The sequence below is a fragment of the Pseudomonas flavescens genome (genome assembly GCF_013408425.1).
Taxonomy (GTDB): Bacteria; Pseudomonadota; Gammaproteobacteria; order Pseudomonadales; family Pseudomonadaceae; genus Aquipseudomonas; species Aquipseudomonas fulva_A.
This window is the reverse complement of record NZ_JACBYV010000001.1, coordinates 343,453-368,459: the sequence shown is the minus strand read 5'-3', so window position 1 is coordinate 368,459 and position 25,007 is coordinate 343,453. Positions and strand designations below refer to the sequence as shown.

23 protein-coding genes are annotated in these 25,007 nt (G+C 62.4%); 12 read left to right on the top strand and 11 right to left on the bottom strand.

The window, feature by feature from the left end; all coding sequences use genetic code 11:
• Nucleotides 1–37: 37 nt before the first annotated feature.
• Genes FHR27_RS01570 through rpoE form a run of 3 tightly spaced genes read right to left on the bottom strand, consistent with a single transcriptional unit; the run spans nucleotide 38 to nucleotide 2,212 of the window.
• Nucleotides 38–991, bottom strand: a complete 954-nt coding sequence (locus FHR27_RS01570; protein ID WP_042555042.1) for a MucB/RseB C-terminal domain-containing protein — start codon at nucleotides 989–991, stop codon at nucleotides 38–40.
• An 11-nt stretch (nucleotides 992–1,002) separates the two neighbouring features.
• Complete coding sequence (locus FHR27_RS01565; protein WP_042555043.1) at nucleotides 1,003–1,599, bottom strand: sigma-E factor negative regulatory protein; 597 nt, start codon at nucleotides 1,597–1,599, stop codon at nucleotides 1,003–1,005.
• A 31-nt stretch (nucleotides 1,600–1,630) separates the two neighbouring features.
• Entirely contained in the window at nucleotides 1,631–2,212 is a 582-nt protein-coding gene (rpoE, locus tag FHR27_RS01560; protein ID WP_013792331.1) for an RNA polymerase sigma factor RpoE, read from the bottom strand.
• A gap of 472 nt (nucleotides 2,213–2,684) precedes the next feature.
• On the opposite strand from rpoE, the gene nadB reads away from it, so the two are divergent.
• The gene (nadB, locus tag FHR27_RS01555) at nucleotides 2,685–4,301 is read left to right on the top strand and encodes an L-aspartate oxidase (protein WP_179537587.1); all 1,617 of its coding nucleotides are present in this window, start codon (nucleotides 2,685–2,687) and stop codon (nucleotides 4,299–4,301) included.
• On the opposite strand, the gene FHR27_RS01550 is transcribed toward nadB, so the two are convergent.
• On the bottom strand, nucleotides 4,270–4,722 hold the full coding sequence (locus tag FHR27_RS01550; protein WP_042555045.1) for a protein YgfX: 453 nt from the start codon (nucleotides 4,720–4,722) through the stop codon (nucleotides 4,270–4,272). The genes nadB and FHR27_RS01550 overlap by 32 nt on opposite strands.
• Nucleotides 4,706–4,960: an FAD assembly factor SdhE gene (locus FHR27_RS01545; protein WP_042555046.1), complete on the bottom strand. Its 255-nt coding sequence runs from the start codon at nucleotides 4,958–4,960 to the stop codon at nucleotides 4,706–4,708. Before FHR27_RS01545 ends, FHR27_RS01550 begins: the two co-directional genes overlap by 17 nt.
• Nucleotides 4,961–5,157: 197 nt before the next feature.
• Here FHR27_RS01545 and ygfZ point away from each other — a divergent pair, with 197 nt between their 5' ends.
• Complete coding sequence (gene ygfZ / locus FHR27_RS01540; RefSeq protein ID WP_042555047.1) at nucleotides 5,158–6,099, top strand: CAF17-like 4Fe-4S cluster assembly/insertion protein YgfZ; 942 nt, start codon at nucleotides 5,158–5,160, stop codon at nucleotides 6,097–6,099.
• Nucleotides 6,100–6,147: 48 nt separating this feature from the next.
• Nucleotides 6,148–6,984, top strand: coding sequence for an HDOD domain-containing protein (locus FHR27_RS01535; protein WP_042555048.1), 837 nt, complete (start codon nucleotides 6,148–6,150; stop codon nucleotides 6,982–6,984).
• 49 nt (nucleotides 6,985–7,033) lie between these two features.
• Here the strand turns inward: FHR27_RS01535 and FHR27_RS01530 are convergent, their stop codons facing one another.
• Together FHR27_RS01530 and FHR27_RS01525 are read right to left on the bottom strand one after the other, a co-directional pair.
• Nucleotides 7,034–8,425, bottom strand: coding sequence for a sensor histidine kinase (locus FHR27_RS01530; RefSeq protein WP_042555049.1), 1,392 nt, complete (start codon nucleotides 8,423–8,425; stop codon nucleotides 7,034–7,036).
• Nucleotides 8,418–9,089 (bottom strand): response regulator, encoded by a 672-nt coding sequence (locus FHR27_RS01525; RefSeq protein WP_179537586.1) that lies wholly within the window; start codon nucleotides 9,087–9,089, stop codon nucleotides 8,418–8,420. The genes FHR27_RS01530 and FHR27_RS01525 overlap by 8 nt, the downstream gene beginning before the upstream one ends.
• Nucleotides 9,090–9,324: 235 nt before the next feature.
• Between FHR27_RS01525 and FHR27_RS01520 the strand changes: the two genes are divergently transcribed.
• From FHR27_RS01520 to FHR27_RS01495, 6 genes are all read left to right on the top strand, one after another.
• Nucleotides 9,325–10,590, top strand: coding sequence for an OprD family porin (locus FHR27_RS01520; protein ID WP_042555051.1), 1,266 nt, complete (start codon nucleotides 9,325–9,327; stop codon nucleotides 10,588–10,590).
• A gap of 28 nt (nucleotides 10,591–10,618) precedes the next feature.
• On the top strand, nucleotides 10,619–11,602 hold the full coding sequence (locus FHR27_RS01515) for a Bug family tripartite tricarboxylate transporter substrate binding protein (protein ID WP_042555052.1): 984 nt from the start codon (nucleotides 10,619–10,621) through the stop codon (nucleotides 11,600–11,602).
• A 90-nt stretch (nucleotides 11,603–11,692) separates the two neighbouring features.
• Nucleotides 11,693–12,151, top strand: a complete 459-nt coding sequence (locus tag FHR27_RS01510; protein WP_042555053.1) for a tripartite tricarboxylate transporter TctB family protein — start codon at nucleotides 11,693–11,695, stop codon at nucleotides 12,149–12,151.
• A gap of 3 nt (nucleotides 12,152–12,154) precedes the next feature.
• Nucleotides 12,155–13,669 carry a tripartite tricarboxylate transporter permease gene (locus tag FHR27_RS01505; protein ID WP_179537585.1) on the top strand — a complete coding sequence of 505 codons (1,515 nt, stop codon included), beginning with the start codon at nucleotides 12,155–12,157 and terminating at the stop codon, nucleotides 13,667–13,669.
• Nucleotides 13,662–14,717, top strand: coding sequence for an AbrB family transcriptional regulator (locus FHR27_RS01500; RefSeq protein ID WP_042555055.1), 1,056 nt, complete (start codon nucleotides 13,662–13,664; stop codon nucleotides 14,715–14,717). Before FHR27_RS01505 ends, FHR27_RS01500 begins: the two co-directional genes overlap by 8 nt.
• Nucleotides 14,718–14,834: 117 nt before the next feature.
• A complete protein-coding gene (locus FHR27_RS01495) occupies nucleotides 14,835–15,689 on the top strand; it encodes a DUF6279 family lipoprotein (protein ID WP_179537584.1) in 855 nt (284 codons plus the stop codon).
• 58 nt (nucleotides 15,690–15,747) lie between these two features.
• On the opposite strand, the gene ung is transcribed toward FHR27_RS01495, so the two are convergent.
• Nucleotides 15,748–16,440 (bottom strand): uracil-DNA glycosylase, encoded by a 693-nt coding sequence (gene ung, locus FHR27_RS01490; RefSeq protein ID WP_042555057.1) that lies wholly within the window; start codon nucleotides 16,438–16,440, stop codon nucleotides 15,748–15,750.
• A gap of 194 nt (nucleotides 16,441–16,634) precedes the next feature.
• Between ung and FHR27_RS01485 the strand changes: the two genes are divergently transcribed.
• The 3 genes from FHR27_RS01485 to FHR27_RS01475 are packed head-to-tail and all read left to right on the top strand — an operon-like array spanning nucleotide 16,635 to nucleotide 19,861.
• Nucleotides 16,635–17,882, top strand: coding sequence for an ABC transporter substrate-binding protein (locus FHR27_RS01485; RefSeq protein ID WP_042555058.1), 1,248 nt, complete (start codon nucleotides 16,635–16,637; stop codon nucleotides 17,880–17,882).
• A gap of 25 nt (nucleotides 17,883–17,907) precedes the next feature.
• Nucleotides 17,908–18,726, top strand: coding sequence for an enoyl-CoA hydratase (locus tag FHR27_RS01480; RefSeq protein ID WP_042555059.1), 819 nt, complete (start codon nucleotides 17,908–17,910; stop codon nucleotides 18,724–18,726).
• 31 nt (nucleotides 18,727–18,757) lie between these two features.
• On the top strand, nucleotides 18,758–19,861 hold the full coding sequence (locus FHR27_RS01475; protein WP_179537583.1) for an enoyl-CoA hydratase/isomerase family protein: 1,104 nt from the start codon (nucleotides 18,758–18,760) through the stop codon (nucleotides 19,859–19,861).
• A 26-nt stretch (nucleotides 19,862–19,887) separates the two neighbouring features.
• Here FHR27_RS01475 and FHR27_RS01470 read toward each other — a convergent pair whose 3' ends face one another.
• Genes FHR27_RS01470 through FHR27_RS01460 form a run of 3 tightly spaced genes read right to left on the bottom strand, consistent with a single transcriptional unit; the run spans nucleotide 19,888 to nucleotide 24,787 of the window.
• Nucleotides 19,888–21,192 (bottom strand): HlyD family type I secretion periplasmic adaptor subunit, encoded by a 1,305-nt coding sequence (locus FHR27_RS01470; protein ID WP_156152746.1) that lies wholly within the window; start codon nucleotides 21,190–21,192, stop codon nucleotides 19,888–19,890.
• A gap of 58 nt (nucleotides 21,193–21,250) precedes the next feature.
• Nucleotides 21,251–23,407: a type I secretion system permease/ATPase gene (locus FHR27_RS01465; RefSeq protein ID WP_042555062.1), complete on the bottom strand. Its 2,157-nt coding sequence runs from the start codon at nucleotides 23,405–23,407 to the stop codon at nucleotides 21,251–21,253.
• Nucleotides 23,408–23,440: 33 nt separating this feature from the next.
• Entirely contained in the window at nucleotides 23,441–24,787 is a 1,347-nt protein-coding gene (locus FHR27_RS01460) for a TolC family outer membrane protein (RefSeq protein WP_179537582.1), read from the bottom strand.
• Nucleotides 24,788–25,007: the final 220 nt, after the last annotated feature.

Sequence of the window (25,007 nt, the reverse complement as noted above, 5' to 3'; positions counted from 1 at the left end):
CAGCGGCAAAATCGTCCGAGATCGTTATCACCGACCCTTACGGAGTTGCATGCACATCGTCAGCGCGCATCGACATGGCGACGCGCTCCGCCGTTCCAAGCGGAATTTCTCCCACGACCGTAACCATGACATCTCCATCATCAGTTGTCAGGCGTCGCGAAACGGCCACGGTTGGGCCCAATTGGCTACGCGCATCGGCGACCGTGGCGTCATGCAGAGGTTCGAGGAACACGGAAAAACGCGCCAGCCCGTCATCGTAGATCAGGCAGTCGACGTTATCTGTGGAGGCGGGGCTTCGACGTTGAGTGACAGCGCTGAGGCTGAAACCAGGCGGAACCCAGTCGGAGCGCCAGAGTTCTGGCCGCTTCTTGTCGGCTTTGACGAGGCGTACAGGTGCGCAATCAGCTGAAGGCTGCAGCACCTTGGCGGGTTGCGCTTGCGCGGTATCGAGCTGGGTGAACTGGAAGCGCTCGAGCAACACGCCCTTATCGCTGACCAGCAACGACTTCAGGGGCAGACCCGTTTCACGATCCAGATGCAGCTCCACGCCATATCGGTACTGATCACGCGGCAATAACCCGAGAACCACCGCAGGACGCCCCGCGACACGTGATTCACCCGTCACCCGCATCTCGTACCACTCACCCAGTTGCTCGGTGTTCAGGTCATGGCTCGGCCAGGCCTGGTCATCGACCAGCTCTGCGGATGAAGAGCCACTGGCGCACTGCGCCTGGCCATTGACCCGAAGCACTTCCTCAGGGGCACCATCGAGCTGCAACAGCCGCTCGCGCACACCTCCACCCGGCTCGACCTGACGCCAGATGCTGTGGGTTGAGAGAGTGCCGTTGCGTTCGTAAACGAAGGTGCCCTGAAAGCTTTGGCTGCTTTCGGCCTTGTTAAGCCTTTGCAACCAGTCCTGAGCGTCGGCAGCTATGGCGGGGATTGCCAATAGGCTGCCGAGCACCAGGGAAGTAGCGGGAATGAAGCGCATGCGCGTCCTTCTTAACGCTCTTCTACACTCGCGGACCGGGCGAACGGCAGTGCGTTCTCGGTAGCGCCAGGAGCGGACTGCTGAGCATGCTGACGCAGGTACTCGGGCAGACGCTGCTCATGCCAGCCTTCGCCTTCTGCAGAGACGGTTTCCACGCTCGGCTGTTCATCCGAAGTGTTGAAACCCGCCAGAATCGCCGGCCCTTGAGCCTGCGGCAGAGCTATGGATGGCTGAGTCTGCTGCTGAGCCAGCTGGGCTCCTGCAACATCGTCCTGATTGTAGAAGCGTACACCGGCCAGCACTGCTACGGTTACGGTAGCTGCAACAGCTACACGACCGAGGCTGCGCCAAGGGCCACGTACGACCTTCTTGTCTTCCTGCATCACTGGCGTGACATCGTTTTCCAGGGCAGCGGAAACGGCTGCGGCGATGTCCAGACGTGGCACAAGAAGATCTTTGTGCATCACGGCACGGGCGACCTGGTAACGCGACCAGGTAGCACGCAACTCGGCATCGTCGCTCGCACCGAGCACACGCCGAAGTTCAAGTTCATCCGCTTCGTTATCCATCACCGCGGACAGCGATTCCTGCAGGGCTTCACGACTCATAGCGGTTCCTCTCTTGGCTGTCGCCGCTGTCTCAGGCTTCCTGCAACAGCGGTTGCAGGGACTTGTCGATGGCTTCACGCGCCCGAAAGATTCGCGAACGCACGGTGCCAACAGGACATTGCATGACGCTCGCAATGTCTTCGTAACTCAGACCATCAAATTCACGTAACGTTAGCGCCGTTCGTAAATCTTCTGGCAGTTGCTGGATGCTCCGATGCACGGTTGCCTCGATTTCATCCCTCAACAACGCACGCTCGGGAGACTCGATGTCCTTGAGGGCATGATCGCCGTCGTAGAACTCTGCATCCTCTGCGCTTACATCGTTATCCGGTGGTCGCCGACCGCGAGACACCAGATGATTCTTCGCCGTGTTGATGGCGATGCGGTACAGCCATGTATAGAACGCACTGTCACCGCGAAAGTTTCCCAGCGCCCGATAAGCTTTTACAAAAGCTTCCTGCGCCACATCCTGAGCTTCATGGGTGTCGTGCACGAACCGCACGATCAACCCGAGAATCTTGTGCTGGTACTTCAGCACCAACAGATCAAACGCTCGCTTGTCACCGCGCTGAACGCGCTCGACCAGCTGCTGATCCTCTTCCTGGGTTAGCATGAATACTCCTCGTTGAGCTCGTAGGAGATCTGCGTCTGCCAGAGGATCGATCTGCAAAAATAGACTCGAGCCATGTGCAAAAGTTCTCCCCCTCCGAACAAGCTTCCCGCAAAACATTTTCTGGTTTTGCACGAAACAGCGCACCAGAGCTATGTCCCTGCTGCGCGAATAGTCTTAGATCGCCTGACTGTCGAAACGAACCCCGCTGACGCGACCTTCATTCGCTCGAGCCACCAGACATAATCCCTCTCCGGGGCGACTCCGCTATAGAACCTTGACTACTAAAAAAGTTCATCCTGGCCATAGAGGAGCATATGAAGCTCCAGCACCACTTTACGACAGACAACCTTGGCAGGCACATCGCCAGCTCGCAACGATACACCTTCTGCTCGAGACAACCCACCGGACTGGCTATTGTGCCGCTGCCCCCCTCTATATACTAGTGGGCGGCACCCAGCGGATTACTCGAATAATGAGCCAACATTTCCAGCACGACGTCCTGGTCATCGGCAGCGGCGCCGCAGGCCTGACCCTGGCCCTGACGCTCCCCGAACACCTGAGCATCGCCGTACTGAGCAAGGGTGAGCTGGCCAATGGCTCGACGTACTGGGCGCAAGGTGGCGTGGCAGCGGTGCTGGACGGCAGCGACACGGTCGACTCGCATGTAGACGACACCTTGAATGCCGGCGGCGGCCTGTGCCGTGAAGACGCCGTGCGCTTCACCGTCGAGCACAGCCGCGAGGCCATCCAGTGGCTGATCGATCAGGGCGTGCCCTTCACCCGCGACGATGAACACGATCGCGAGGACGGCGGTTTCGAGTTCCACCTGACCCGCGAAGGTGGCCATAGCCATCGACGGATCATCCATGCGGCCGATGCAACCGGCGCTGCGATCTTCAATACCCTGCTCGAACGTACCCGCCAGCGCAGCAATGTCGAGCTGCTCGAGCAGCGCGTCGCCGTGGACCTGATCACCGAACGCAAGCTCGGGCGCGAGGGCCAGCGCTGCCTGGGCGCTTACGTGCTGGACAGACGCAGCGGCGAAGTGGACACCCATCACGCGCGTTTCGTCATTCTTGCCACGGGCGGCGCAGCCAAGGTCTACCTCTACACCAGCAACCCGGACGGCGCCTGCGGTGACGGCATCGCCATGGCTTGGCGCGCCGGCTGCCGGGTCGGCAATCTAGAATTCAACCAGTTCCACCCAACCTGCCTCTATCACCCCCAGGCCAAAAGCTTTCTGATCACCGAGGCACTGCGCGGCGAAGGCGCCCTGCTGCGCCTGCCCAATGGCGAGCGCTTCATGCCGCGCTTCGACCCACGCGAAGAGCTGGCACCGCGAGATATCGTCGCCCGCGCCATCGACCATGAAATGAAGCGCCTGGGCGTCGACTGCGTTTACCTGGACATCAGCCACAAGCCCGCGGACTTCGTCAAAAGCCACTTCCCGACCGTTCATCAGCGCTGCCTGGAGTTCGGTATCGACATCACCCGGCAGGCGATTCCCGTGGTACCTGCGGCGCACTACACCTGCGGCGGCGTGCTCGTCGATCAGGCTGGACGTAGCGATGTGCCTGGACTGTATGCCATTGGTGAAACCAGCTTCACCGGCCTGCACGGGGCCAATCGCATGGCCAGCAACTCCCTGCTCGAATGCTTCGTCTATGCGCGCTCGGCGGCCGCCGACATCGTCGCCAATCTGGATCAGGTGCAGATGCCTGCGGAGCTGCCCTCCTGGGACGCCAGCCAGGTCACCGACTCGGATGAAGACGTGATCATCGCCCACAACTGGGACGAGCTGCGGCGTTTCATGTGGGACTACGTCGGCATCGTGCGGACCACCAAGCGCCTGCAGCGCGCCCAGCATCGCGTGCGCCTGCTGCTCGACGAAATCGACGAGTTCTACAGCAACTACAAGGTCAGTCGGGATCTGATCGAACTGCGCAACCTGGCACAGGTGGCCGAGTTGATGATTCTCTCGGCCATGGAGCGCAAGGAATCTAGAGGCCTGCACTACACGCTGGACTATCCGGACCTGCTGGCGCAGGCGCGGGACACTATTCTGCGACCCGCCAACGCTGACGGCTGAACTTCAGGTGCACCCGCAAACGCCGGTGGGCGTCGTGGGGCATGCTGTCGGCAAGCAGGCAAAGGCTGCGGACCCGGTACTCGCCAGGCAGGCGGAACCGCACGATCACCAGCCACGGCAGCGCGACACTGTCGGGTAGCAAGGTGACAGGCAGCCAGTCACCCGCCTCGCGGCGAGCCTGCCAGCCCAGATCATCATGACGCAGCCCGCAAAAGACAGCGGGGCTGCTCAGCAATACGTGCCGCGGCAGAACCCAGGCGGCGTGGGCGGCGAGCAGTAGCAGCGCCGAAATTCGCGCCCAGAGCGGGATATCGATCAGTAGAAGGGTCAGCAGCGCCAGCGCCTGGGCGCATAGGTAGACTTCCAGCAACCGCCGCGACGGCTGCCAGTGACACTCGAAGCGCTTACTTGGGCTGGACACGGTCCAGGATCATGCGAACGATGTAGCGCAGATCCGCGTCTTCGGGCTCGCCGCGCTGCATGAACCAGCCGAACATGTCTTGATCCTCGCACTCGAGCAGCTTGCGGTAGCGAGCGCGATCCTCGTCGTTGAGCGTCGCGTACACCTCGCGCACGAAGGGCACCAGCAACACGTCCAGTTCGAGCATCCCGCGTCGGCTGTGCCAGAAGAGGCGATTGAGTTCAGTGGCGTCGACCATGGGGCTGCTCCTGGAAAAGGGCCGGCAGTATAACAAGAGCTGCAAGCGTGCGCGGCCGTCACGGGTGCAGGTCGAGCGCAGTGCCAGACTCATGACCTGCCGTCGGCCAGCGTTTTTTCCCACCGAAGCCTGTAGCTTGAGGCTCGCCGCTGCTCTTATCATGGCAACCTCATTCTCTGCCTGCGATTCTCTCGACCATGGCCGATAGCGCTTTCTTCTGCCCACTCACCCATGAAGGCATCCTTGCCGTGCGCGGCCCCGATGCCGGGAAATTCCTGCAGGGCCAGATCACCTGCAACATCAACTATCTGGGTGCCAGCGGCTCGAGCCTGGGCGCTCGCTGCACGCCAAAAGGGCGCATGCTCTCCAGCTTCCGTATCGTCAGCGTGGCCGAAGGCTTCCTGCTGGCCATGGATCGTGACCTGCTGGAGGCGCAACTCGCCGACCTGCAGAAATACGTGGTGTTTTCCAAGGCCAAGCTCGGCGATGAAAGCGAGGCCTGGGTTCGCTTCGGCCTGAGCGGTGGCGAAGGCGCGCTGCAGGCACTGGGCCTGGAGCTCGCTGCGGAAACCGACAGCGTCGCCAGTACCGAGAGCCTGCTGGCCATCCGCCTGAGCGATGGCCGTGCAGAACTCTGGACGCCGGCCGAGCAGGCTGAAGGCATTCGCCTGCAACTGAGTGAGCGACTGCCTCAGGGGACGCTCAACGACTGGCTGCTGGCGCAGATCCGTGCGGGTATCGGCCAGGTGACCGGCGCGACCCGCGAGCTGTTCATCCCGCAGATGATCAACCTGCAGGCAGTCGGCGGCGTCAGCTTCAAGAAGGGCTGCTACACCGGACAGGAAATCGTTGCCCGCATGCAGTACCTCGGCAAGCTCAAGCGGCGCCTCTATCGCCTGACCCTGAACACCGACCAGGCGCCGCAACCAGGCGCCGAACTGTTCTCCCCCGTACACCGCAGCTCGGTTGGCGAAGTGGTGCTGGCTGCGCCCAGCGCAACGGGCGTGGAATTGCTGGCCGTGCTGCAGGAGGATGCGGCCAACGATGGCAATATCCATCTCGGCACACCGGAAGGCCTGCCGCTCGACCTGCTGGACCTGCCGTACACGCTGGACAGCAACCGCGAGATCCAGCGCTGACGTACACTGCGCTCAGTCCGCCACCACTCTGCCGATAACGAGAATTTCATGAGCAAACTCGCCGAGAAAGTCCAACTGGATCTCACCAGGGCCATCGACAACGATGAGCTGGTTCTCCCGACCCTGCCCGAGGTCGCCCTGAAAGTTCGCGAGGCAGCGGAAGATCCCAACGTAGGCATCCCGGAGCTGAGCAAGGTCATCGGTAACGACGCGGCCCTGACTGCACGCATCATCAAGGTGGTGAACAGCCCGTTGCTGCGCACCAACCGCGAAATCACCGACCTGCAGATGGCGATCGGCCGTCTCGGCATCAACTACACCTGCAACCTGGCCACCGGCCTGGCGATGGAGCAGATGTTCCAGGCCACCACCGACGTGGTCGACCGCAAGATGCGCGAAGTGTGGAACAAGAGCACCGAGATCGCCGGTATCTGCCACGTACTGAGCCGCCACTACACCCGCTTGATGCCGGATCAGGCGACCCTGGCCGGGCTGGTGCATCAGATTGGCGTGCTGCCGATCCTCACCTACGCCGAAGAGCACAGCGAGCTGCTGGCCGACTCGATCAGCCTCAACCATGTGATCGAGCAGATCCATCCGATCATCGGTGACAAGATCCTGCGCACCTGGGAATTCCCGGAAATGATCGCCTGCGTGCCCGGCCAGTACCTGAATTTCAGCCGCGACAGCGCCAAGGTCGACTATGTGGACCTGGTCCAGGTAGCCACCCTGCAAAGCTTCATCGGTACGCCACACCCCTACACGCAACTGGACTGGAATCGGATTCCGGCTTTCGCCAAATTGGGTATCAAGCCTGACATGGACCTTCATTCGGACGAAGATCTGTCCGCAGCCATGGACGCTGCCATGGCCATGCTGCAGTGACAGCCACGGGGCGAGCCAGTGCTCGCCCCTGCCCTGAAACGGCAGCGCTCTAATCCGCCTCGCTGTGAAACGCCACACGCACCAGCAAGCCCTGGGGGCTGGCCTGGTGCAAGCTGATGGCGGCACGATGGGCACGGCAGATTTCGCCAACGATGGCTAACCCGAGGCCAGCACCCAGCCCATGGGCCTGACGCCGATAGAAGCGTTCGAACACCCGCTCCCGATCCTCCTCGGGAATGCCCGGGCCATCATCCTCGACCTCCAGTACGCCCGACTCCAGTACGCGCAGGATCACGTTGCCGCCCGCCTTGGTGTAAGCCATGGCGTTGTCGACCAGATTGCACAGCAACTCGTTGAGCAGCGTCGGCTCGCCGCGGATCCAAACCGGCTGCTCGGCCTCCAGCGCCAGGGCGACCCCACGGGAATGAGCCAATGGCGCCAGGGCCATGCCCAGCTCGCGGGCCAGCTGGCTGAGGTCCAGACGCAGCGCGCCACCCTCGGCGATCGCTCGCGCACCACTTTCGATACGCGCCAGGGACAGTAACTGGTTAGCCAGATGCGTCAGGCGATCGGCATTCAGCGCGGCATCTTCCAGCGTTGCGTGCCAGACCTCGGGCTGCTGGTCACGCAAGCCAAGTTCGACCCGGGCCTTGAGCGCCGCCAACGGTGTTCGCAATTCGTGGGACGCGTCGGCAATGAACTGCGACTGACGCTCGAACAGCCCGCGCAGGCGGTCATTGAACTGGTTCAGCGCATTGACCAGAGGGCGCAGTTCACGGGGCATGTCGCCGTCGGGCAGCGGGCGCAGATCGTCGCTGCTGCGCGCCGCCACCGTACGGCGCAGGCTTTCCAGCGGGCGCAGGCCGGCACTCACGGCAAGCCAGACCAGCAGCAGCGCACTCATCGACAGCAGGCCCATGCGCCACAACGTGCCGAACAACAGATCGCGGGTCATGCGCTCCCGGGCACCCTGGGTCTCCGCCACGCGAATCTCGGCGACGCCGCTATAGCCCGGCTCGCTCACCGGCTGCAGGAAGCTCACCACACGCACGCCCTGGCCGCGGTAATCACCGTCATAGAACTTGGCCAGGGCCGGATAATCATTGGTGCGCGGAGTATCCGGCGGCGCGGCGGGCAGGTCTTCGTAGCCCGACACCAGCTCCCCCTTGGGACCTAGCACCTGATAGTAGATACGTCCGGCACTGTCGTAAGCGAAGGTGTCGAGCGCGATGTAGGGCACGTTGGCACTCAACATCCCTTCCACGGCATAAAGGCCGTCGGAAATCGCCCGGGCAGATGCCAGCAGGGTGCGGTCATAGGCCGTGTCGGCGGCGTGCCGGGCACTCCAGTAGGCAGTCAGGCTACTGACCAGCAGAATCACCGTGAACAACAGAGCCAGGCGCCGGATAAGCCGGCCACGCAGGCTGCCTGGCCTATCCACTCGTGGCTTCCAGCAGGTAGCCGAGCCCACGGAAGGTGACGATGCGTACCGAGCCGCCCTCGAGCTTCTTGCGCAGACGGTGAACGTAGATTTCGATGGAATCGGCGCTGGCGTCCTCATCCAGACCGAAGACCTGCGAGGCCAGCTGCTCCTTGCTCATGACCCGCCCCGGTCGGGAGATCATCGCCTCGAGCACCGCCTGCTCGCGGGACGTCAGATTGAGGCTCTCCTCGAGCAGCGTGAAGCGCCGGGTATCCAGGTCATAGACCAGATCACCGCAGCGCAACTGCTGTTCACCACCCAGCATGCTGCGTCGCAGCAGGGCCTTGACCCTCGCCTCCAGCTCGCTCAATTCGAACGGTTTGGCCAGATAATCGTCGGCCCCCAGATTGAGGCCGTGCACCCGGTCCTTGACCTCACCACGCGCGGTGAGCATCAGCACCGGAACGGTCTTGCCCCGCGCGCGCAGGCGCGCCAGCACCTCGAAACCGTCCATGCGCGGCAGCCCCACGTCGAGGATCGCCAAGGCGTATTCCTCGCTGCTCAGCGCCAAGTCCGCGGCCACGCCATCATGCAGAACATCCACTGTCCAACCGACACTCTTGAGCGCCTGGGTAACGCTCGCCGCCAATTGCGGATGATCTTCGACCAGCAGAATTCGCACTGCAACCTCCACACCGAACCATGACTGACCGCCATGTGTGGCAAGAGTTTACCGTTCGCGCGCGAACTTGGCAGTTACGGCGTGCGACAGCGGCACACAGGCAACAACTTTCACCGCTGAAAGGTTGGTGAAAGGTTGCACTTCTAGGATCACCGCAGAGCGGCCAGATCCGCTCATAGAACGACCTGCACAGTGGTGTGCGGTCGTGACAAAAATAACAATGGAGTTACCACGCATGCCGACCGCCCCCCGTCAGGCTATTTCGTCGTTGAGCCTGCTCAGCCTCGCACTGCCAACCGCCCTGCTCGCCCCCATGGCTCACGCCGCCTTCATCGAAGACAGCTCCGCCAGCCTGACCACTACCAATATCTACCTGAACCGTGATTTCCGCGAAGGCACCGGCCAGAACAAGCGCGAAGAATGGGGTCAGGGTTTCCTGCTCGACCTGCGTTCCGGCTTCACCGAAGGCACCGTCGGTGTCGGTGTCGATGCAATGGGCATGCTCGGCGTCAAGCTGGACTCAGGCGGCGGCCGCACCGGCACCGACCTGCTTCCGGTTCAGGACGACGGCGGCACGCCGGATGAGTTCTCCCGCCTGGGCCTGACCGCCAAGGTCAAGGTCTCCGAAACCGAGCTGCGCTATGGTTCGCACATTCCCGAGCTGCCCGTGGTCAAGGCCAGCGACAGCCGCCTGCTGCCACAGGTGTTCGAAGGTGGCCTGCTCACCTCCTCCGAACTGGACGGCCTGACCTTCACGGGCGGGCGCCTGGACAAGGTCATCGACCGCGCTTCCACCAACTCCGAAGACATCGTGCTCAACAGCAAGAACGGGCGCTATGCAGGCAACATCACGGCCGATCATCTGGATCTGGCCGGTTTCGATTACACCTTCACCAAAGGCGTGACGGGTCGCTACTACTTCGCCGACCTGGACGATATCTATCGCCAGCATTTCTTCGGCCTGCAAACCAGCCACGCGCTGGGCGGCGGTACTCTGTCCTCCGATCTGCGCCTGACGCTGAGCGATGACAGCGGCGCCGCCAAGGCCGGCAAGGTCGACAACCGCGCCCTCAACGGCATGGTCAGCTATGCCATCAGCGGCCACAAGTTCGGCCTGGGCTATCAGGACATGAGCGGCGACACCGGCTTCGCCTACATCGATGGCAGTGACCCGTTCCTGGTCAACTTCGTGCAGATCAACGATTTCGCCAACGCCGACGAGCGCTCCTGGCAGGCGCGCTACGACTTCGACTTCGCCAAGGTCGGCATTCCGGGCCTGAGCTTCATGACCCGCTACATCAGCGGTGACGATGCCAAGATCACTGGCAGCGACCAGACCGGCGGCGAATGGGAGCGCAACACCGAAATCAAGTACGTGGTGCAGAGCGGCGCCCTGAAAGACGTCTATGTACGTCTGCGCAATGCCAGCTTCCGCTCCGATTTCGCCCGGGATGCGGACGAAAATCGAATCATCGTCGGCTACACCATGCCGATTTGGTAACTCAAAATAAAAACCAGAGGGATCTTTCATGAAAACTACGTTCACCCGTATAGCCCTTACAGCCGCCTGCATGGCCTTCGCCGGCCCCTTGCTGGCCGATGAGCCGCGCCGCCCCGAGTGCATCGCACCGGCGGCGCCTGGCGGTGGCTTCGACCTGACCTGCAAACTGGCGCAAAGCGCCCTGGTGGAAAGCAAGCTGCTGAAGTCGCCGATGCGTGTGACCTACATGCCTGGCGGCGTGGGTGCAGTGGCCTACAACGCAGTGGTTGCTCAGCGCCCTGCCGATGCGGGCACCATCACGGCCTTCTCCAGCGGTTCGCTGCTCAACCTGGCTCAAGGCAAGTTCGGCCGCTTCGACGAAAACGCCGTGAAGTGGCTGGCCGGTGTCGGCACCAGCTACGGCGCCCTGGCGGTACGCAAGGACTCGCCGTACAAGACCCTGGACGACCTGGTCAAGGCGCTCAAGGACAACCCGGGCAAGGTCGTCATCGGTTCCGGCGGCACAGTGGGCAGCCAGGACTGGATGCAAACCGCACTGATCGCCCGCGCAGCCGGCATCGACCCACGCGAGCTGCGCTACGTGGCGATGGAAGGCGGTGGCGAGCTGGCCACCGCATTGCTCGGCGGCCACATTCAGGTTGCCAGTACCGACATCTCCGACTCCGTTCCACACATCGAAAGCGGTGACATGCGCATTCTCGCGGTGTTCTCCGAAGAGCGCCTGCCAGGCAGCGTGGTGTCCAGCATCCCGACGGCCAAAGAGCAGGGCTTTGATGTGGTCTGGCCGGTAATCCGTGGTTTCTACCTCGGCCCGAAGGTCAGCGAAGAAGCCTACACCTGGTGGAAGAACGCCTTCGACCAACTGCTGGCCTCCGAAGACTTCGCCAAGCTGCGTGAAGACCGCGAGCTGTACCCATTCGCCATGACTGGCGAAGAGCTGGACGGCTACGTGAAGAAGCAAGTCGCCCAGTACAAGGAACTGGCCCAGGAATTCGGCCTGATCCAGCAGTAACACGCGGCGCCAACCACATACGACTCCTTTCATCCTCTGGGCATTGCCCAGGGGGTGCTTTTGCCATTGCTAAAAAACGAGGATTTCCTCATGTCACAACGCATTTTCGGCGTGGTGCTGCTGCTCGCCTGCGTCGCGCTGGGCATCGTCGCCTGGGGCTATCACGCGCCCTTCTCCTACGAGCCGGTCGGTCCTCGCGCCTACCCGCTGCTGCTGCTGATCCTCATGGGTCTGGGCGCCATCTATCTGCTGGTCAAGAAGCCGTCCGGCAGCACGTCGCACAGCGATGAGCCACCGCTCGACAAGCACGTGATCCGCAAGGTGGTTGGCTGCGTGGTGATCCTCACCATCTACGCCGCGCTGTTCGAGCCGCTGGGCTTCGTGCCGGCCAGCCTGATCTTCGGCATCGCCATGGCCCGCCTGTACGAAGGCACCTGGGTCGCCAGCGTGATTTCCGGTGTGGTGCTGGCGGTCGGCCTGTACCTGCTGTTCGACAAGATTCTCGACGTTCCCCTGCCTCTCGGCATCCTGTCCTCTCTGGAGATCTGATCCGTGGATACCTTTAGCTACCTGGGTCAGGGCTTCGGCGTCGCCCTGAGCCCCTACAACCTGTTCACCGCACTGTGCGGCACCCTGATCGGCACCATCGTCGGCCTGCTACCGGGCCTGGGCCCGATCAACGGCGTGGCACTGCTGATCCCCATCGCCTTCGCCCTCGGCCTGCCACCGGAAACCGCGCTGATCCTGCTCGCAGCCGTGTACCTGGGCTGTGAATACGGTGGCCGTATTTCTTCGATCCTGCTCAACATCCCGGGCGAAGCATCGGCCGTGATGACCACCCTCGACGGCTACCCGCTGGCACGTCAGGGTAAAGCGGGCGTGGCCCTGTCGATCTCCGCCTGGAGTTCGTTCGTCGGTGGCCTGATGGCGACCTGCGGTGTGGTGATCTTCGCGCCCCTGCTGGCCAGTTGGGCGGTCGCCTTCGGCCCCGCCGAGTACTTCGTGCTGATGGTGTTCGCCATCGTCTGTCTGGCAGGCATGGCCGGCAACAAACCGATGAAGACCGCGATTGCCGCCTGCATCGGCTTGTTCCTGTCCTGTGTCGGTATCGACTCCAACAGTGGCGTGTACCGTTTCACCTTCGGCAGCCTCGGCCTGGCCGACGGCATCCAGTTCGTGGTGCTGGTGCTTGGTCTGTTCTCGGTCAGCGAGATCCTCGTTCTGCTCGAGCGCACTCACCATGGCCAGAAAGCAATAGAAGCCAAGGGCCGCATGCTGTTCAATCTCAAGGAAGGCATGTCGGTGCTGGCCACCAACCTGCGCAGCGGCGCAGTCGGCTTCGGTCTGGGCATCCTGCCGGGCGCCGGTGCGACCCTGGCCAGTGCCGTGGCCTACATGAGCGAAAAACGCCTGGCCACCAAGGACAACAAGTTCGGCGAGGGTGACCTGCGTGGCCTGGCCGCACCAGAAACCGCCAACAGCGCCTCGGCATGCGGCTCCATGGTGCCGATGCTGACCCTCGGCGTACCCGGTTCAGGCACCACCGCAGTGATGCTCGGCGCCCTCACGCTGTACAACATCACCCCTGGCCCGCTGCTGTTCCGCGACCAGCCGGACATCGTCTGGGGCCTGATCGCCTCGCTGTTCGTCGCCAACATCATGCTGATCGTGATGAACGTGCCGATGATCAAGATCTTCACCAAGATCCTCGCCGTGCCGTACTGGGCCCTGGTGCCGGCCATCGCCATCATCACCTCGATCGGCGTTTACGCCGTGCACGCCACTGCGTTCGATCTGTTCCTGATGATCGGTATCGGCGTCGCCGGCTACATATTGCGCAAGATGGACTTCCCGCTCTCGGCGATTCTGCTCGGTTTCATCCTCGGTGGCCTGATGGAGCAGAACCTGCGTCGTGCGCTGTCGATCTCCAATGGCGAGCTGGGCATTCTGTTCGCCAGCCCGATCACCTGGGGCGTGTGGACACTGATCGTGGCGATGATCGCCCTGCCCTTCTACCGCAGCTGGCGTCGACGCAGTCTACGCAAGGCCGAAGCGGCCAATGCCTGATAGCGTCGACCCGCACGACAACCCGAAGCACCTGCGCAACTGGTGGCCCACGCCACTGGTTGGCGCACTCGGTGGCTACCTGGCCAGCCTCGTCGGCTGGCCTTTGCCTTGGGTGATCGGTTCGCTGCTGGCGGTGATCGCCCTGCGCTGCTCTGGCGTTCTCAGCCGGGAAATGCCCGGCGGACGGCAGGTCGGTCAATGGCTGGTGGCTGCGGGTATCGGCCTGCATTTCACCGGGGAAGTGCTGGAGCAGGTGGTGGGCAACCTGGCGGTCATTGCCGTCGGTGTGGTCGCCACGCTTGCGCTCAGCGTGATCGGTATCGCCGGGCTGCGCCGCTCGGGTGTCGACCGTGCCACGGCGTTCTTCGCCAGCATGCCGGGCGGCGCCAGTGAAATGGTCAATCTGGCACTGCGCCACGGTGCACAACCGGCCCGCATCGCCGCCGCCCACAGTATGCGCCTGCTGATGGTGATCCTGCTGATTCCGGCTTTGTTCACCTGGGGGCTGCCGAGCATGGAGCCACCGCCTGCAGCAGCGGTGGACTGGTTCTGGCTGGCGATTCTGCTGCCTGCAGGTGCCCTGCTGGCGGTGCTTTGGCGCCGCCTGGGGCAGCCCAACCCGTGGATGCTCGGCCCGCTGACGTTGTGCGCTGCGGCAAGCGTGGCGTTCGATCTGCATATCGGCACGCCGCAATGGCTCGGCCAGCTCGGCCAATGGCTGATCGGCTGCGCTCTGGGTTGTCATTTCGACCGAGCCTTCTTTCGCAGTGCACCCGGTTTTCTGGCTCGCGTGCTGCTGTTCACCTTGCTGGCCATGGCAGGCACTGCGCTGCTCGGTACCGCCCTCGGCTGGCTGGCCGGTATCGAGTCGGTGTCGCTGATGCTCGGCATGATGCCCGGCGGCATCACCGAACTGTGCCTGACCGCAGAAGCCCTGCACCTGTCGGTAGCGCTGGTGACGGCACTGCAGGCGTTGCGCCTGTTCATGGTGATGTTTCTGGCCGAACCCTTGTTCCGCCTGTGGATGAGGCGCCTGCCACTCACCTGAAACAGCAGAGCCCGGTCGATACCGGGCTCTTTTTTAGCCAAATATGTCAGACCGACCGCTGTCCACATCGCTGACGTACTCTCGTCTTCCGGAGTACTCGCGAAGAGGCGTTGATACATGACTGGTTATCTGAAAAGCCTGTCCCTGTTGCTGGCGATCGGCCTGCTGGTGAGCGCCTGCAGCCAGACCAGCCTGGCCTATCGCAATCTCGACTGGGTGATCCCCTGGCGAGTGAATCAGTACCTGGATCTCGACTCGCAGCAAAAAGCCTGGCTCAAGCCGCGCCTGCAGGCGCATCTCGACTGGCATTGCAGTGCCGAGCTGCCGCGTTACGTGGACTGGCTGCAACGCACCCAGGGCCTGCTGCAAGAGCCCGCACCCGACGCAGGACAGCTCGAAGCGCAGATGCTCGACGCCGAGCAGGCATTTCACGCCATCGTGCAAGAGACCAATTCCACTGCGGTTTCGTTGCTGCGTGACCTACGCCCGGAGCAGGTGCAGCGCCTCTATGCGCGCATGGACAAGGACAACCTCGAAGATCGCCAGGAGTTTCTCGAGCCGCCCCTGGAAACCCAGATCAGCGAGCGTGCCGAGCGCCTGGAGAAACGCCTGACGCCCTGGTTCGGAAAACTGAATGATGCACAACGCGCACGAATCGCCGCCTGGGCCAGCGAGCGCCGCGAGCAGAATCGCCAGTGGCTGGAAAATCGTGCGCGCTGGCAGGATGAGTTTCGTAGCGTGCTGGACGCACGCAATGAAGCGGACTTCCCCGAGCGCATGACTCACGTATTGGAGAACCGACGCGGCGCCCATGACGAGCAGGCGAAGCAAGCCTACGCCGCATCACGCCAGGCCATGGCCGCCCTGCTCAGTGACCTGCTGGCCGCCGCCGATGACAAACAGCGAACTCAGGCGGCCAAACGTTTCGCATCCATACAAAGCGATCTGGCAGGCCAGATCTGCACTGGCTGACCAGCCTTTGGGATCTGTTGACGTTGACGCACCGCCGTGCTGAAACGTCAGCAGCCCCCTAGGCAGCCGGCAAGCGCCAGTCGATAGGTGCCAGGCCGTGCTGCTCGAGGAATTTGTTGGTGCGACTGAAGTGACCGTTACCGATGAAGCCGCGATGCGCGGACAGCGGTGACGGATGCGGCGAACGCAGCACCAGATGCTTGCCGGTATCGATCAGCCGCTCCTTGCTCTGTGCATGTGCCCCCCACAGCAGGAACACCAGACGCGGACGTTGCTCGCTGACTACCGAGATGATCCGATCGGTAAATGGCTGCCAGCCCTTGGCGGCGTGGGAGCCGGCATTGGCGCGCTCCACGGTCAGCGATGTGTTGAGCAGCAGCACGCCCTGCTCGGCCCAGGATTGCAGATAGCCGTGGCCGGGAATGTCGATGTTCAGGTCGCGCTTGAGTTCTTTGTAGATGTTCACCAGCGACGGCGGAGTGGCCACGCCCGGCTGCACCGAGAAGCACAGGCCATGCGCCTGGCCTGGGCCGTGATAGGGGTCCTGGCCGATGATCACCACCTTGACCCGATCCAGGGGGGTGGAATCGAGCGCATTGAAAATCAGCGGGCCCGGCGGATAGATCTCCTTGCCAGCGGCCTTCTCCTGACGCAGAAAGTCGCCCAGGGCGCTCATGTAAGGTTTGTCGAACTCCTCGTAAAGCGCCTGTTTCCAGCCGGCTTCCAGCTTGACCTTATCTGCGGCGGACATGCCTGCTCCCGGGTAAATCAATGGAATCGGCACGCTAGAGAAGCGCACAGATCAAGTCAAGGCTGACAGCCCGGCACACCCCCAAGAAAAAGATCGAAGGAAGCCGATTCTTATGCCAAAAGCGAATCACACATCAGGCTGAGAAAAGCGTAAAACGGAGCGGCCAGCACCCCAATAAAAACAAGGAACGCATCATGAGACGATTGCTCGCCTTTCTCGCCCTGTGCGTCGGATTCAATGCCTGTGCGCAGGCCGCCGACCCCATCACCCTGGGTCTCAACTACCCACGCACCGGGAGCTACAAGGAGGAAGGCCTCGCGCAGATGCGTGGTGCCTTGCTGGCCATCGACGAGCTCAACGCTCAAGGTGGCGTGCTGGGTCGAAGCCTGCGCCTGTCCAGCCTGGACGACGCGTCCCGGCCGGAAAAGGCCGAACGCAATGTCGACAAACTGGCCAAGGAAGGTGCGTCGATGCTCTTCGGCGGAGCCTCCAGCGCAGTGGCCATTGCCGCAGGCAAGCGAGCGGCGCAGCACGGGCTGCTGTACTTCGGCACCCTCACCTACTCGAACGACACCACCGGCAAAGATGGGCACCGCTACATGTTCCGCGAGTGCAACAACGCCTGGATGAGTGCCCGGGTATTGGGGCAGTACCTGAACAAACAGTTGCCCGACAAACGCTACTTCTACGTCACCGCCGATTACACCTGGGGCAATACCACCGAGAGCTCGCTGCGCCAGACCACCAAAACCGAAGACTCAGCCAAGCACCCAGGTCTCAAGGTGCCCTTTCCCGGCGCCAATCTGGGCGATTACCAGAACGCACTGACCCAGGCAGCTGCCAGCAATGCCGAGGTACTGGCGCTGGTGTTGTTTGGAGAGGATCTGGTGCGTGCGATGCGCATCGCCAAGGACCTCGGCCTCACCTCACGCATGCAGATCGTCGCCCCCAACCTCACGCAAAGCATCGTCGAACAGGCAGGGCCAGGCTTGATGGAGGGTGTAGTCGGTACCGAACCCTGGACCTGGCGCGTACCGGAGCTGGAAAACTCGGCCCCCGGCAAAGCCTTCGTCAAGGCTTACAGCGAGCGCTACGCCATGTATCCATCCAGCTCGGCGGCGTCGGCCTACAGCATCGTTCAGCAATGGGCGGATGCAGCCAAGCGTGCCGGCAGCCTGGACAGCGAAGCCCTGATCAAGGCGTTGGAAGGCCACAGCTATACGCTGCTCAAGGACCGCCAGCAATGGCGCGGTTTCGACCACCAGAACGTGCAGACGGTGTATGCCGTGAAAGTGAAACACCGCTCCGAAGTGCTCAAGGACCCGCTCAAGCAGGACTACTTCGAAATCGTCGAACGCCTGGATGGCGGCACTGGCCTGCCCGATCTGGCCACCTGGCAGACCGAACGACGCAACGCCGGGCAACCATTGACGCTACAGTAAGTAGAGGCACTGCAGAGGACGCCCCATGAGTACGGCAATCGAACCTTACAAACCCGGTATCTTCGACCTCACCCACAAACTCACCGTGGAGAAGCATGGCCACACGGCCCTGCTGACCATCAACAATCCGCCAGCCAACACCTGGGATCGCGAGTCACTGATCGGCCTCAAGCACCTGATCGAACACCTGGACCGTGACGACGATATTTACGCATTGGTAATCACCGGCCAGGGCGGCAAGTTCTTTTCCGCCGGTGCCGACCTGAAGCTGTTCGCCGACGGCGACAAGGCCCGCGCCCGGGAAATGGCCAGCCGTTTCGGCGAAGCCTTCGAGCGACTTCGTGACTTTCGCGGCGTGTCGATTGCCGCAATCAATGGCTACGCCATGGGCGGTGGGCTGGAGTGCGCGCTAGCCTGCGACATTCGAATCGCCGAACGCCAAGCACAGATGGCGCTGCCGGAGGCCAGCGTCGGCCTGCTGCCCTGCGCAGGTGGCACCCAGCATCTGCCCTGGCTGGTGGGCGAAGGCTGGGCCAAGCGGATGATCCTCTGTGGCGAGCGGGTCGATGCGCAGACGGCCCTGCGCATCGGCCTGGTCGAACAAGTGGTGGACGACGGCGAAGCGCGTGGCCATGCCCTACTGCTGGCCTCCAAGGTGGCCAGCCAGAGCCCGGTGGCGGTGCGCGCCATCAAGCCACTTATCCAGGGCGCCCGTGAACGGGCGCCCAACACCTGGTTACCCGCGGAGCGCGAGCGCTTCGTCGACCTGTTCGATGCTGCCGACACTCGCGAGGGGGTCAACGCCTTCCTGGAGAAGCGCCCGGCGCAGTGGCGCAACACCTGATGTTTACTGGCAACAGCCTCTGGAAATCGACATGAATGTCACCTTTGAAGAACGCTCCAGCCTGCATGGTTATCTGATCGGGATCGCCAGCCTGGACGCTCCCAACAGCCTCAACGCCCTGTCACTGCCGATGATCGACGCCCTGCAGGATCGTCTGCAGGCCTGGGCCGATGACCCGCGCATCGCCTGCGTACTGCTGCGCGGCAATGGCGGCAAGGCGTTCTGCGCCGGGGGAGACGTGGTGCAACTGGCCAAGCGCTGCCTGGCCAACCCGGGTGAAACACCAGACCTGGCGCAGCGTTTCTTCGCCCGTGAATACCGCCTCGACCATTACCTGCACACTTACCGCAAACCCCTGATCTGCTGGGCGCACGGCCACGTGCTGGGCGGCGGCATGGGGTTGCTGCAGGGCGCAGGGATTCGTATCGTCACGCCGAGTAGCCGCCTGGCCATGCCCGAGGTCAGCATCGGCCTGTTCCCGGATGTCGGTGCCAGCCATTTCCTGTCCAGGCTGCCCGGCAAGCTCGGCCTGTTCTTCGGCCTGACGGCCAGCCCGATGAACGCCCGCGACGCTCTCGACCTGAATCTGGCCGATCGTTTCATGCTCGATACCCAGCAGGACGCGTTGATCGACGGGTTGATTCAACTGAACTGGCGTGAGCAGCCGGATCTGCAGCTGCACAGCCTGCTCCAGGCTCTGGAACGCCAGGCACGCAGCGAACTGCCAAGTGCCCAGTGGCTACCGCGCAGGGAGCGTATCGACAGGCTGCTCGACCAGTCCAACCTGCCCCTCAGCTGGAAGGCGCTAGCGGCTCTGGAGAATGACGAGGATGCCCTGCTGGCCAAAGCCGCCAGGACCCTGCTGGGAGGATGTCCGCTGACGGGTCATCTGGTGTGGGAGCAGATCCGGCGAGCACGGCACCTGTCTCTGGCCCAGGTGTTTCGAATGGAATATGGCATGAGCCTGAACTGCTGCCGACTTCCGGAATTCGCTGAAGGAGTGCGGGCCAGGCTGATCGACAAGGACCACACCCCGCACTGGCATTGGCCGGATGTGGCCAGCGTGCCGACGCAGGTGGTCGAGTCACACTTCGCCAAGCTAGACGGCGAGCACCCGCTGGCTCGCCTCGGCTAGGTGTCGCTAGCCGAGTGAGACAGGGTTCAGCGCTCGCGTAAAGCTTCGGCGCGGGCGCGGATGATCGGCTTGAGCAGGTAGCTGAGCACGCTCTTCTTGCCCGTGATGATATCCACCGAGGTAACCATGCCGGGGATGATCAGCAAAGGCCGCTCTTCGGTGCCGAGGTGGCTTTTCTCGGTACGCAGCTTGATCAGGTAGAAGCTGTTGCCTTCCTCGTCGGTCACGGTGTCCGCACCGATCTGCTCCAGCTTGGCCTTGAGGCCGCCGTAGATGGTGTAGTCATAGGCGGTGAACTTGACCACCGCTTCCTGCCCCGGATGCAGGAAGGCGATGTCTTGTGGGCGGATGCGTGCCTCGACCAGCAGGGTGTCATCGATGGGCACGATCTCGACCATGTCGCTACCGGGCTGGATCACCCCGCCAATGGTGTTGACCAGCAACTGCTTGACGATACCGCGCACCGGCGAGGTGACCAGGGTACGGTTGACCCGGTCTTCGAGCGCCTTGCCGGTCGACTGGATCTTGCTCAGGTCGGTACGCGCCTCGTTCAGTTGGGTCAGCGCCTCGCTGCGGAAACGCCCGCGAGTTTCGTCGATCTTGCGCTCCACTTCCTTGATCGCCGCCTCCGCACGGGGGATGGCCAGGCCAGTGGCCTCCAACTGACCGCGGCTTTCCACCTCGGCTCGCTTGAGCCTCAGCACTTCTACTGGCGATACCGCACCATCCGCCACCAACGGCTCGGACATGCGAATTTCCTGGCGCAACAGCTCCAGGCTATTGCGGAACTGGCCTTGCTTGGAGACGAACTCACGCACTTCCTGGCGGCGCTGGGTCAACTGCTCCTGCAAACCCGCCACTTCGTCCAGCAGCTGTTGCTGGCGACTGAGGAACAACTGCCTTTCGCTCTGTGCCAGGCCTGGCGCCTTCTCGGCGATGTCGTCCGGGATCGCCAATTCGCGTCCTTCGACTTCCGCGCTCAGGCGTTCCACGCGCATGGCCAGCGACAGACGGTCAGCCTCGGTTTCACCGACGTTGGAGGCAAAGCGCGTGTCGTCGAGACGCAGCAACGGGGTGCCGGCCTCGACAACCTGCCCCTCGTGAACGAACAGTTCGGAAACGATGCCGCCCTCGAGGTTCTGGATCTTCTGCACCCGCGAGGATGGTATGGCCTTGCCATCGCCCCGGGTGACTTCATCGACCTCGGCGAAGTTGGCCCACAACAGGCAGAACACGACGAAGGCGATGATGCCCCAGAGCGTGAGACGCATGACCCTGGGTGCATCCTCGATAAGGGCCTTGCGAACTTCCGGCAGCGGCTCGTCGCCCACTTCGTCACGGGGACCGAAGTAAGCAGAAACACCGCCCCAAAAGCGCTTGAAAGAGTCCCTAACTGACACTGATCTGCCCCTTCTTCAACGCCTCCATGACGCTCTCTTTCGGGCCATCGGCGATGATGCGGCCACGGTCGACGATGACCAGACGCTCGACCAGGGTAAGCATCGAGGCGCGGTGTGTTACCAGCAGCAAGGTCTTGTTCTTGCTGATCGCGGAAAGGCGCTGCTTGAGGCGTTCCTCACCGGTGTTGTCCATGGCACTGGTGGGTTCGTCGAGAAGCAGAATCGGCGGGTCGAGCAACAATGCACGAGCCAGCGCGACGTTCTGGCGCTGGCCACCGGAGAGGTTCTGACCGCGCTCGCCCACCTGCAACTCGTAACCATTGGGGTGCAGCCGTGCGAATTCGTGCACGCCGGCAAGCTCGGCGGCCTGCAGCACCAGCTCATCCTCGGCGTAACGTGCACCGGATACCAGGTTGTCCCGCAGCGTACCGGCGAACAGCTGAATATCCTGGGGGACGTAGCCGATGTTGTAGCGAACGTCGCTGACATCCAGCTGGCGCACATCGATGCCGTCGACCAGCAAGCTGCCGGCATCGGCCTGGTAGAGGCCCACGATGAGCTTGGCCAGGGAGCTCTTGCCCGAACCGCTACGGCCAATGATGCCGACCTTCTCGCCAGGACGAATCATCAGATTGATGTTCTGCAACGCGGCCTGTTGCTGGTCGGGGTAATGGAAATCCAGCTGGCGGAATTCGATCCCGCCCTGCAGCGTCTGGCGTTTCAGCGGGCGCTCGTCTGCCTGGCGTTCCTGCGGCAGCTCCATCATTTGATTGACGGATTCGAGGGTCACGCGGGCCTGCTGATAACGGATCAGCAGACCGGAAACCTGCGCCAAGGGCCCCAACGCGCGCGAGCTGAGCATGTAACAGGCGATCAACCCGCCCATGCTCAGGTTGCCAGCGATGATCTGATAAACGCCGAGCACGATGACCACCACACCCGCCAGTTGCTGCAGCAGCAGCGTCGAGTTCATCGCCAGGCTCGACAACATGCGTGCCTTCAGCTCGAAGCGACCGAGGGTGCCGATGGTCTGCTCCCACATGTATTGGCGTTCGCTTTCGGCGTTGTTGACCTTCACCGCATCGAGGCCAGCCAGACTTTCGATCAGCCCGGACTGGCGCTCGGCTGCCAGCGCCATGCTGCGCTCCATGGTCTGTGCCAAGGGCCGCTGCAGGGCCCAGCCAATCAGGGCGACCAGCGGAAACGCGAGAATGGGGATCCACACCAGATGCCCGCCAAGGTAAGCGATCACGGCAAGAATCAGGATGGTGAACGGCAGGTCGATGACGCTGGCCAGGGTCAGCGAGGCGAGGAAATCACGCAGGCTCTGAAATTCGTGAATGTTCTGGGCGAAGCTGCCGACCCGCGCCGGTCGATGCTTCATCGCCATGCCGATGATTCGCTCGAACAGCGTGGCCGAGACGATCATGTCGGTCTTCTTGCCCGCCAGATCCAGACACAGGCCCCGCAGTGTCTTGAGCAGCAGATCGAAGATGAACACCCCACAGATACCAACGGCCAGCACCCACAGGGTCGCTTCCGCCTGGTTCGGCACCACACGATCGTAGACGTTCATCACGAACAATGGAGTGACCAGACCGATCAGGTTGATCAACAGACTGGCAGCGACCGCATCGATATACAGCCAGCGCGATCGCATGAGGGTGTCACGGAACCAGGAACCCGCCCGCGGAATCAGCTCGCCGCGGGTGAAATCGAACTTGTGCTGAGGCTGGGCGAAGAACACGCGCCCGCTGTAGTCCTCGGCCAGGGTCTCGACGCTGACCCGAACCTCGCCACCCTCGGTCTCGCTGGGCATGATTCGCGCCTGGCCATCGGCCTCCCAGCCCAGCAACAGAGCACTACGACCATCGCGCAACAGCAACAGCGCAGGCATCGCCAGCTCGGGGATCTTTTGCAGACTGCGGCGCAACCAGCGCCCCTGCAGCCCGGCACGAGCCGCTGCACGCGGCAACAGCTCGGCGCTCAGGCGCTGCTTGGGAAGGGGCAGCCCAGCGGTGAGCATGGCCCTGCTGACGGATTTCTGATGAAGACTGCACAACGACAGCAGACTATCCAGCAGGGGGTCGTCGTAGCGGTCGCGAGGATCGTTACGCGGCTGGGATGGATCAGGTTCTACTGCCACTGAACAATTACCCTTTACCTGAAAAACCTGACTCTAGTTCAACTTGGGCAGTTGCACATCGGCCTTGATGACATCCAGCGGTACCGAGGCGACCGGCGCCGCGATGCCCTGGCTCTTGAGCAGCGTGCCGGCGGTTGCCTTGATGCGGTAGTGGGTGAACAGCTCGGTGAAACGCACTTCTTCCAGGCGACGAGCGGCTGTGAAGTACTCGTTCTCGCTGTCCAGCAGATCGAGCAGGGTGCGCTCGCCCAGGCCGAACTGCTTCTGATAGGAATCACGCACGCGGGAACTGTGATCGACGTACTGCTGGGCGATCGGTAACTGCGCACGGGCATTCTGCAACGCGTTCCAGGCCAGACCGACCTCTTCGTTGAGCACCCGCAATGCGTTGTTGCGGATATCCATCGCCTGGTTGCTCAGGTAGGCCTTGGAACGTATGTTGGCGCTGTCGCTGCCACCGGCGTACAGGTTGTAGCGCATGCGCACCATCGCCTGCCATTCGTTGCTCTGCCCCTCGACGCCATCGACGTTGTGATTGGCCCCGGTGGACAGCTCCGCATCGAAGCGCGGGTAATACGAAGACTTGGCCGTCTGGTACTGCGCCTCGGTCGCCTTCACATCGGCCTCGGCGGAGCTGATGTTGGGGTTGTTGGCCATCAATTCGTCACGGGCGGCAGTCAGGCTTTCGGGCAGATACACACCCATGCTGTCAGGCATGCTCAAATCGGTAGCTTCGCGCCCCACGACACTGAGGTAGGTGACCTGAGCATCGGCCAGATTGGTCTGTTCGGTGAGCAGGTTGTTGCGCGCCTGGGCAAGGCGGGCTTCAGCCTGATCCAGGTCGGCCATGCGCCCTACCCCACGCTCACTGCGCAAGGAGATCTGATCGTAGATGCGTTCATGGCTGCGCAGGTTCTCTTCTGCAAGGCGCAACAGATCCTGACGCTGCAGTACCTCGAGATAGACCTGAGCCACTTCCAGCGCGGTGCGCTCGGAATTCGCCAACAATGCATAGGCGCGGGCGTTGACGGTCGCACGCTGGCGAGCCACTTCGCCTCGGGTGGCGAAACCGTCGAACAGCATCTGCTGGACGGTCAGGCTGGATTCGGAACGGTTGAGCGTGCGATAGCCGCGATCATCGACGCCACGGGTACTGTTGTTGTCGGTGCCTTCGCGACCATATCCGGCCTGCAGTTCGACCCGCGGCAGGTAACCGGCCTTGGCAGCCTTCATTTCCTCTTCGACCGCCATCCGGGCGTTGATGCCCGACTGGATTTCAGGATGCACGTTGAGTGCATTCTGCATGGCCTCGGTGAGCGTCTGCCCCTGGGCAGAAACGGAAATCGCGAGGGCAAGAGGAAGAATGGCAATGAAACGCATGATCTGTGAATTCCCTATAAAAGCCGACAGCTTGTCGGTAAATATCAAGTCGCTGCATGACCAGCCGACAGCCTATCATTGCCGCTTGGTTTACAGTGATTCACGGCGCGTCAAAAATCTGAAAATATCAAAGTGACATCACCGCGTGCGATTGTTTATGATCAGACCCAAAGGGTCAATAGTCTGGCGAAATTGATTCAATTATAAATACCCGCCAATT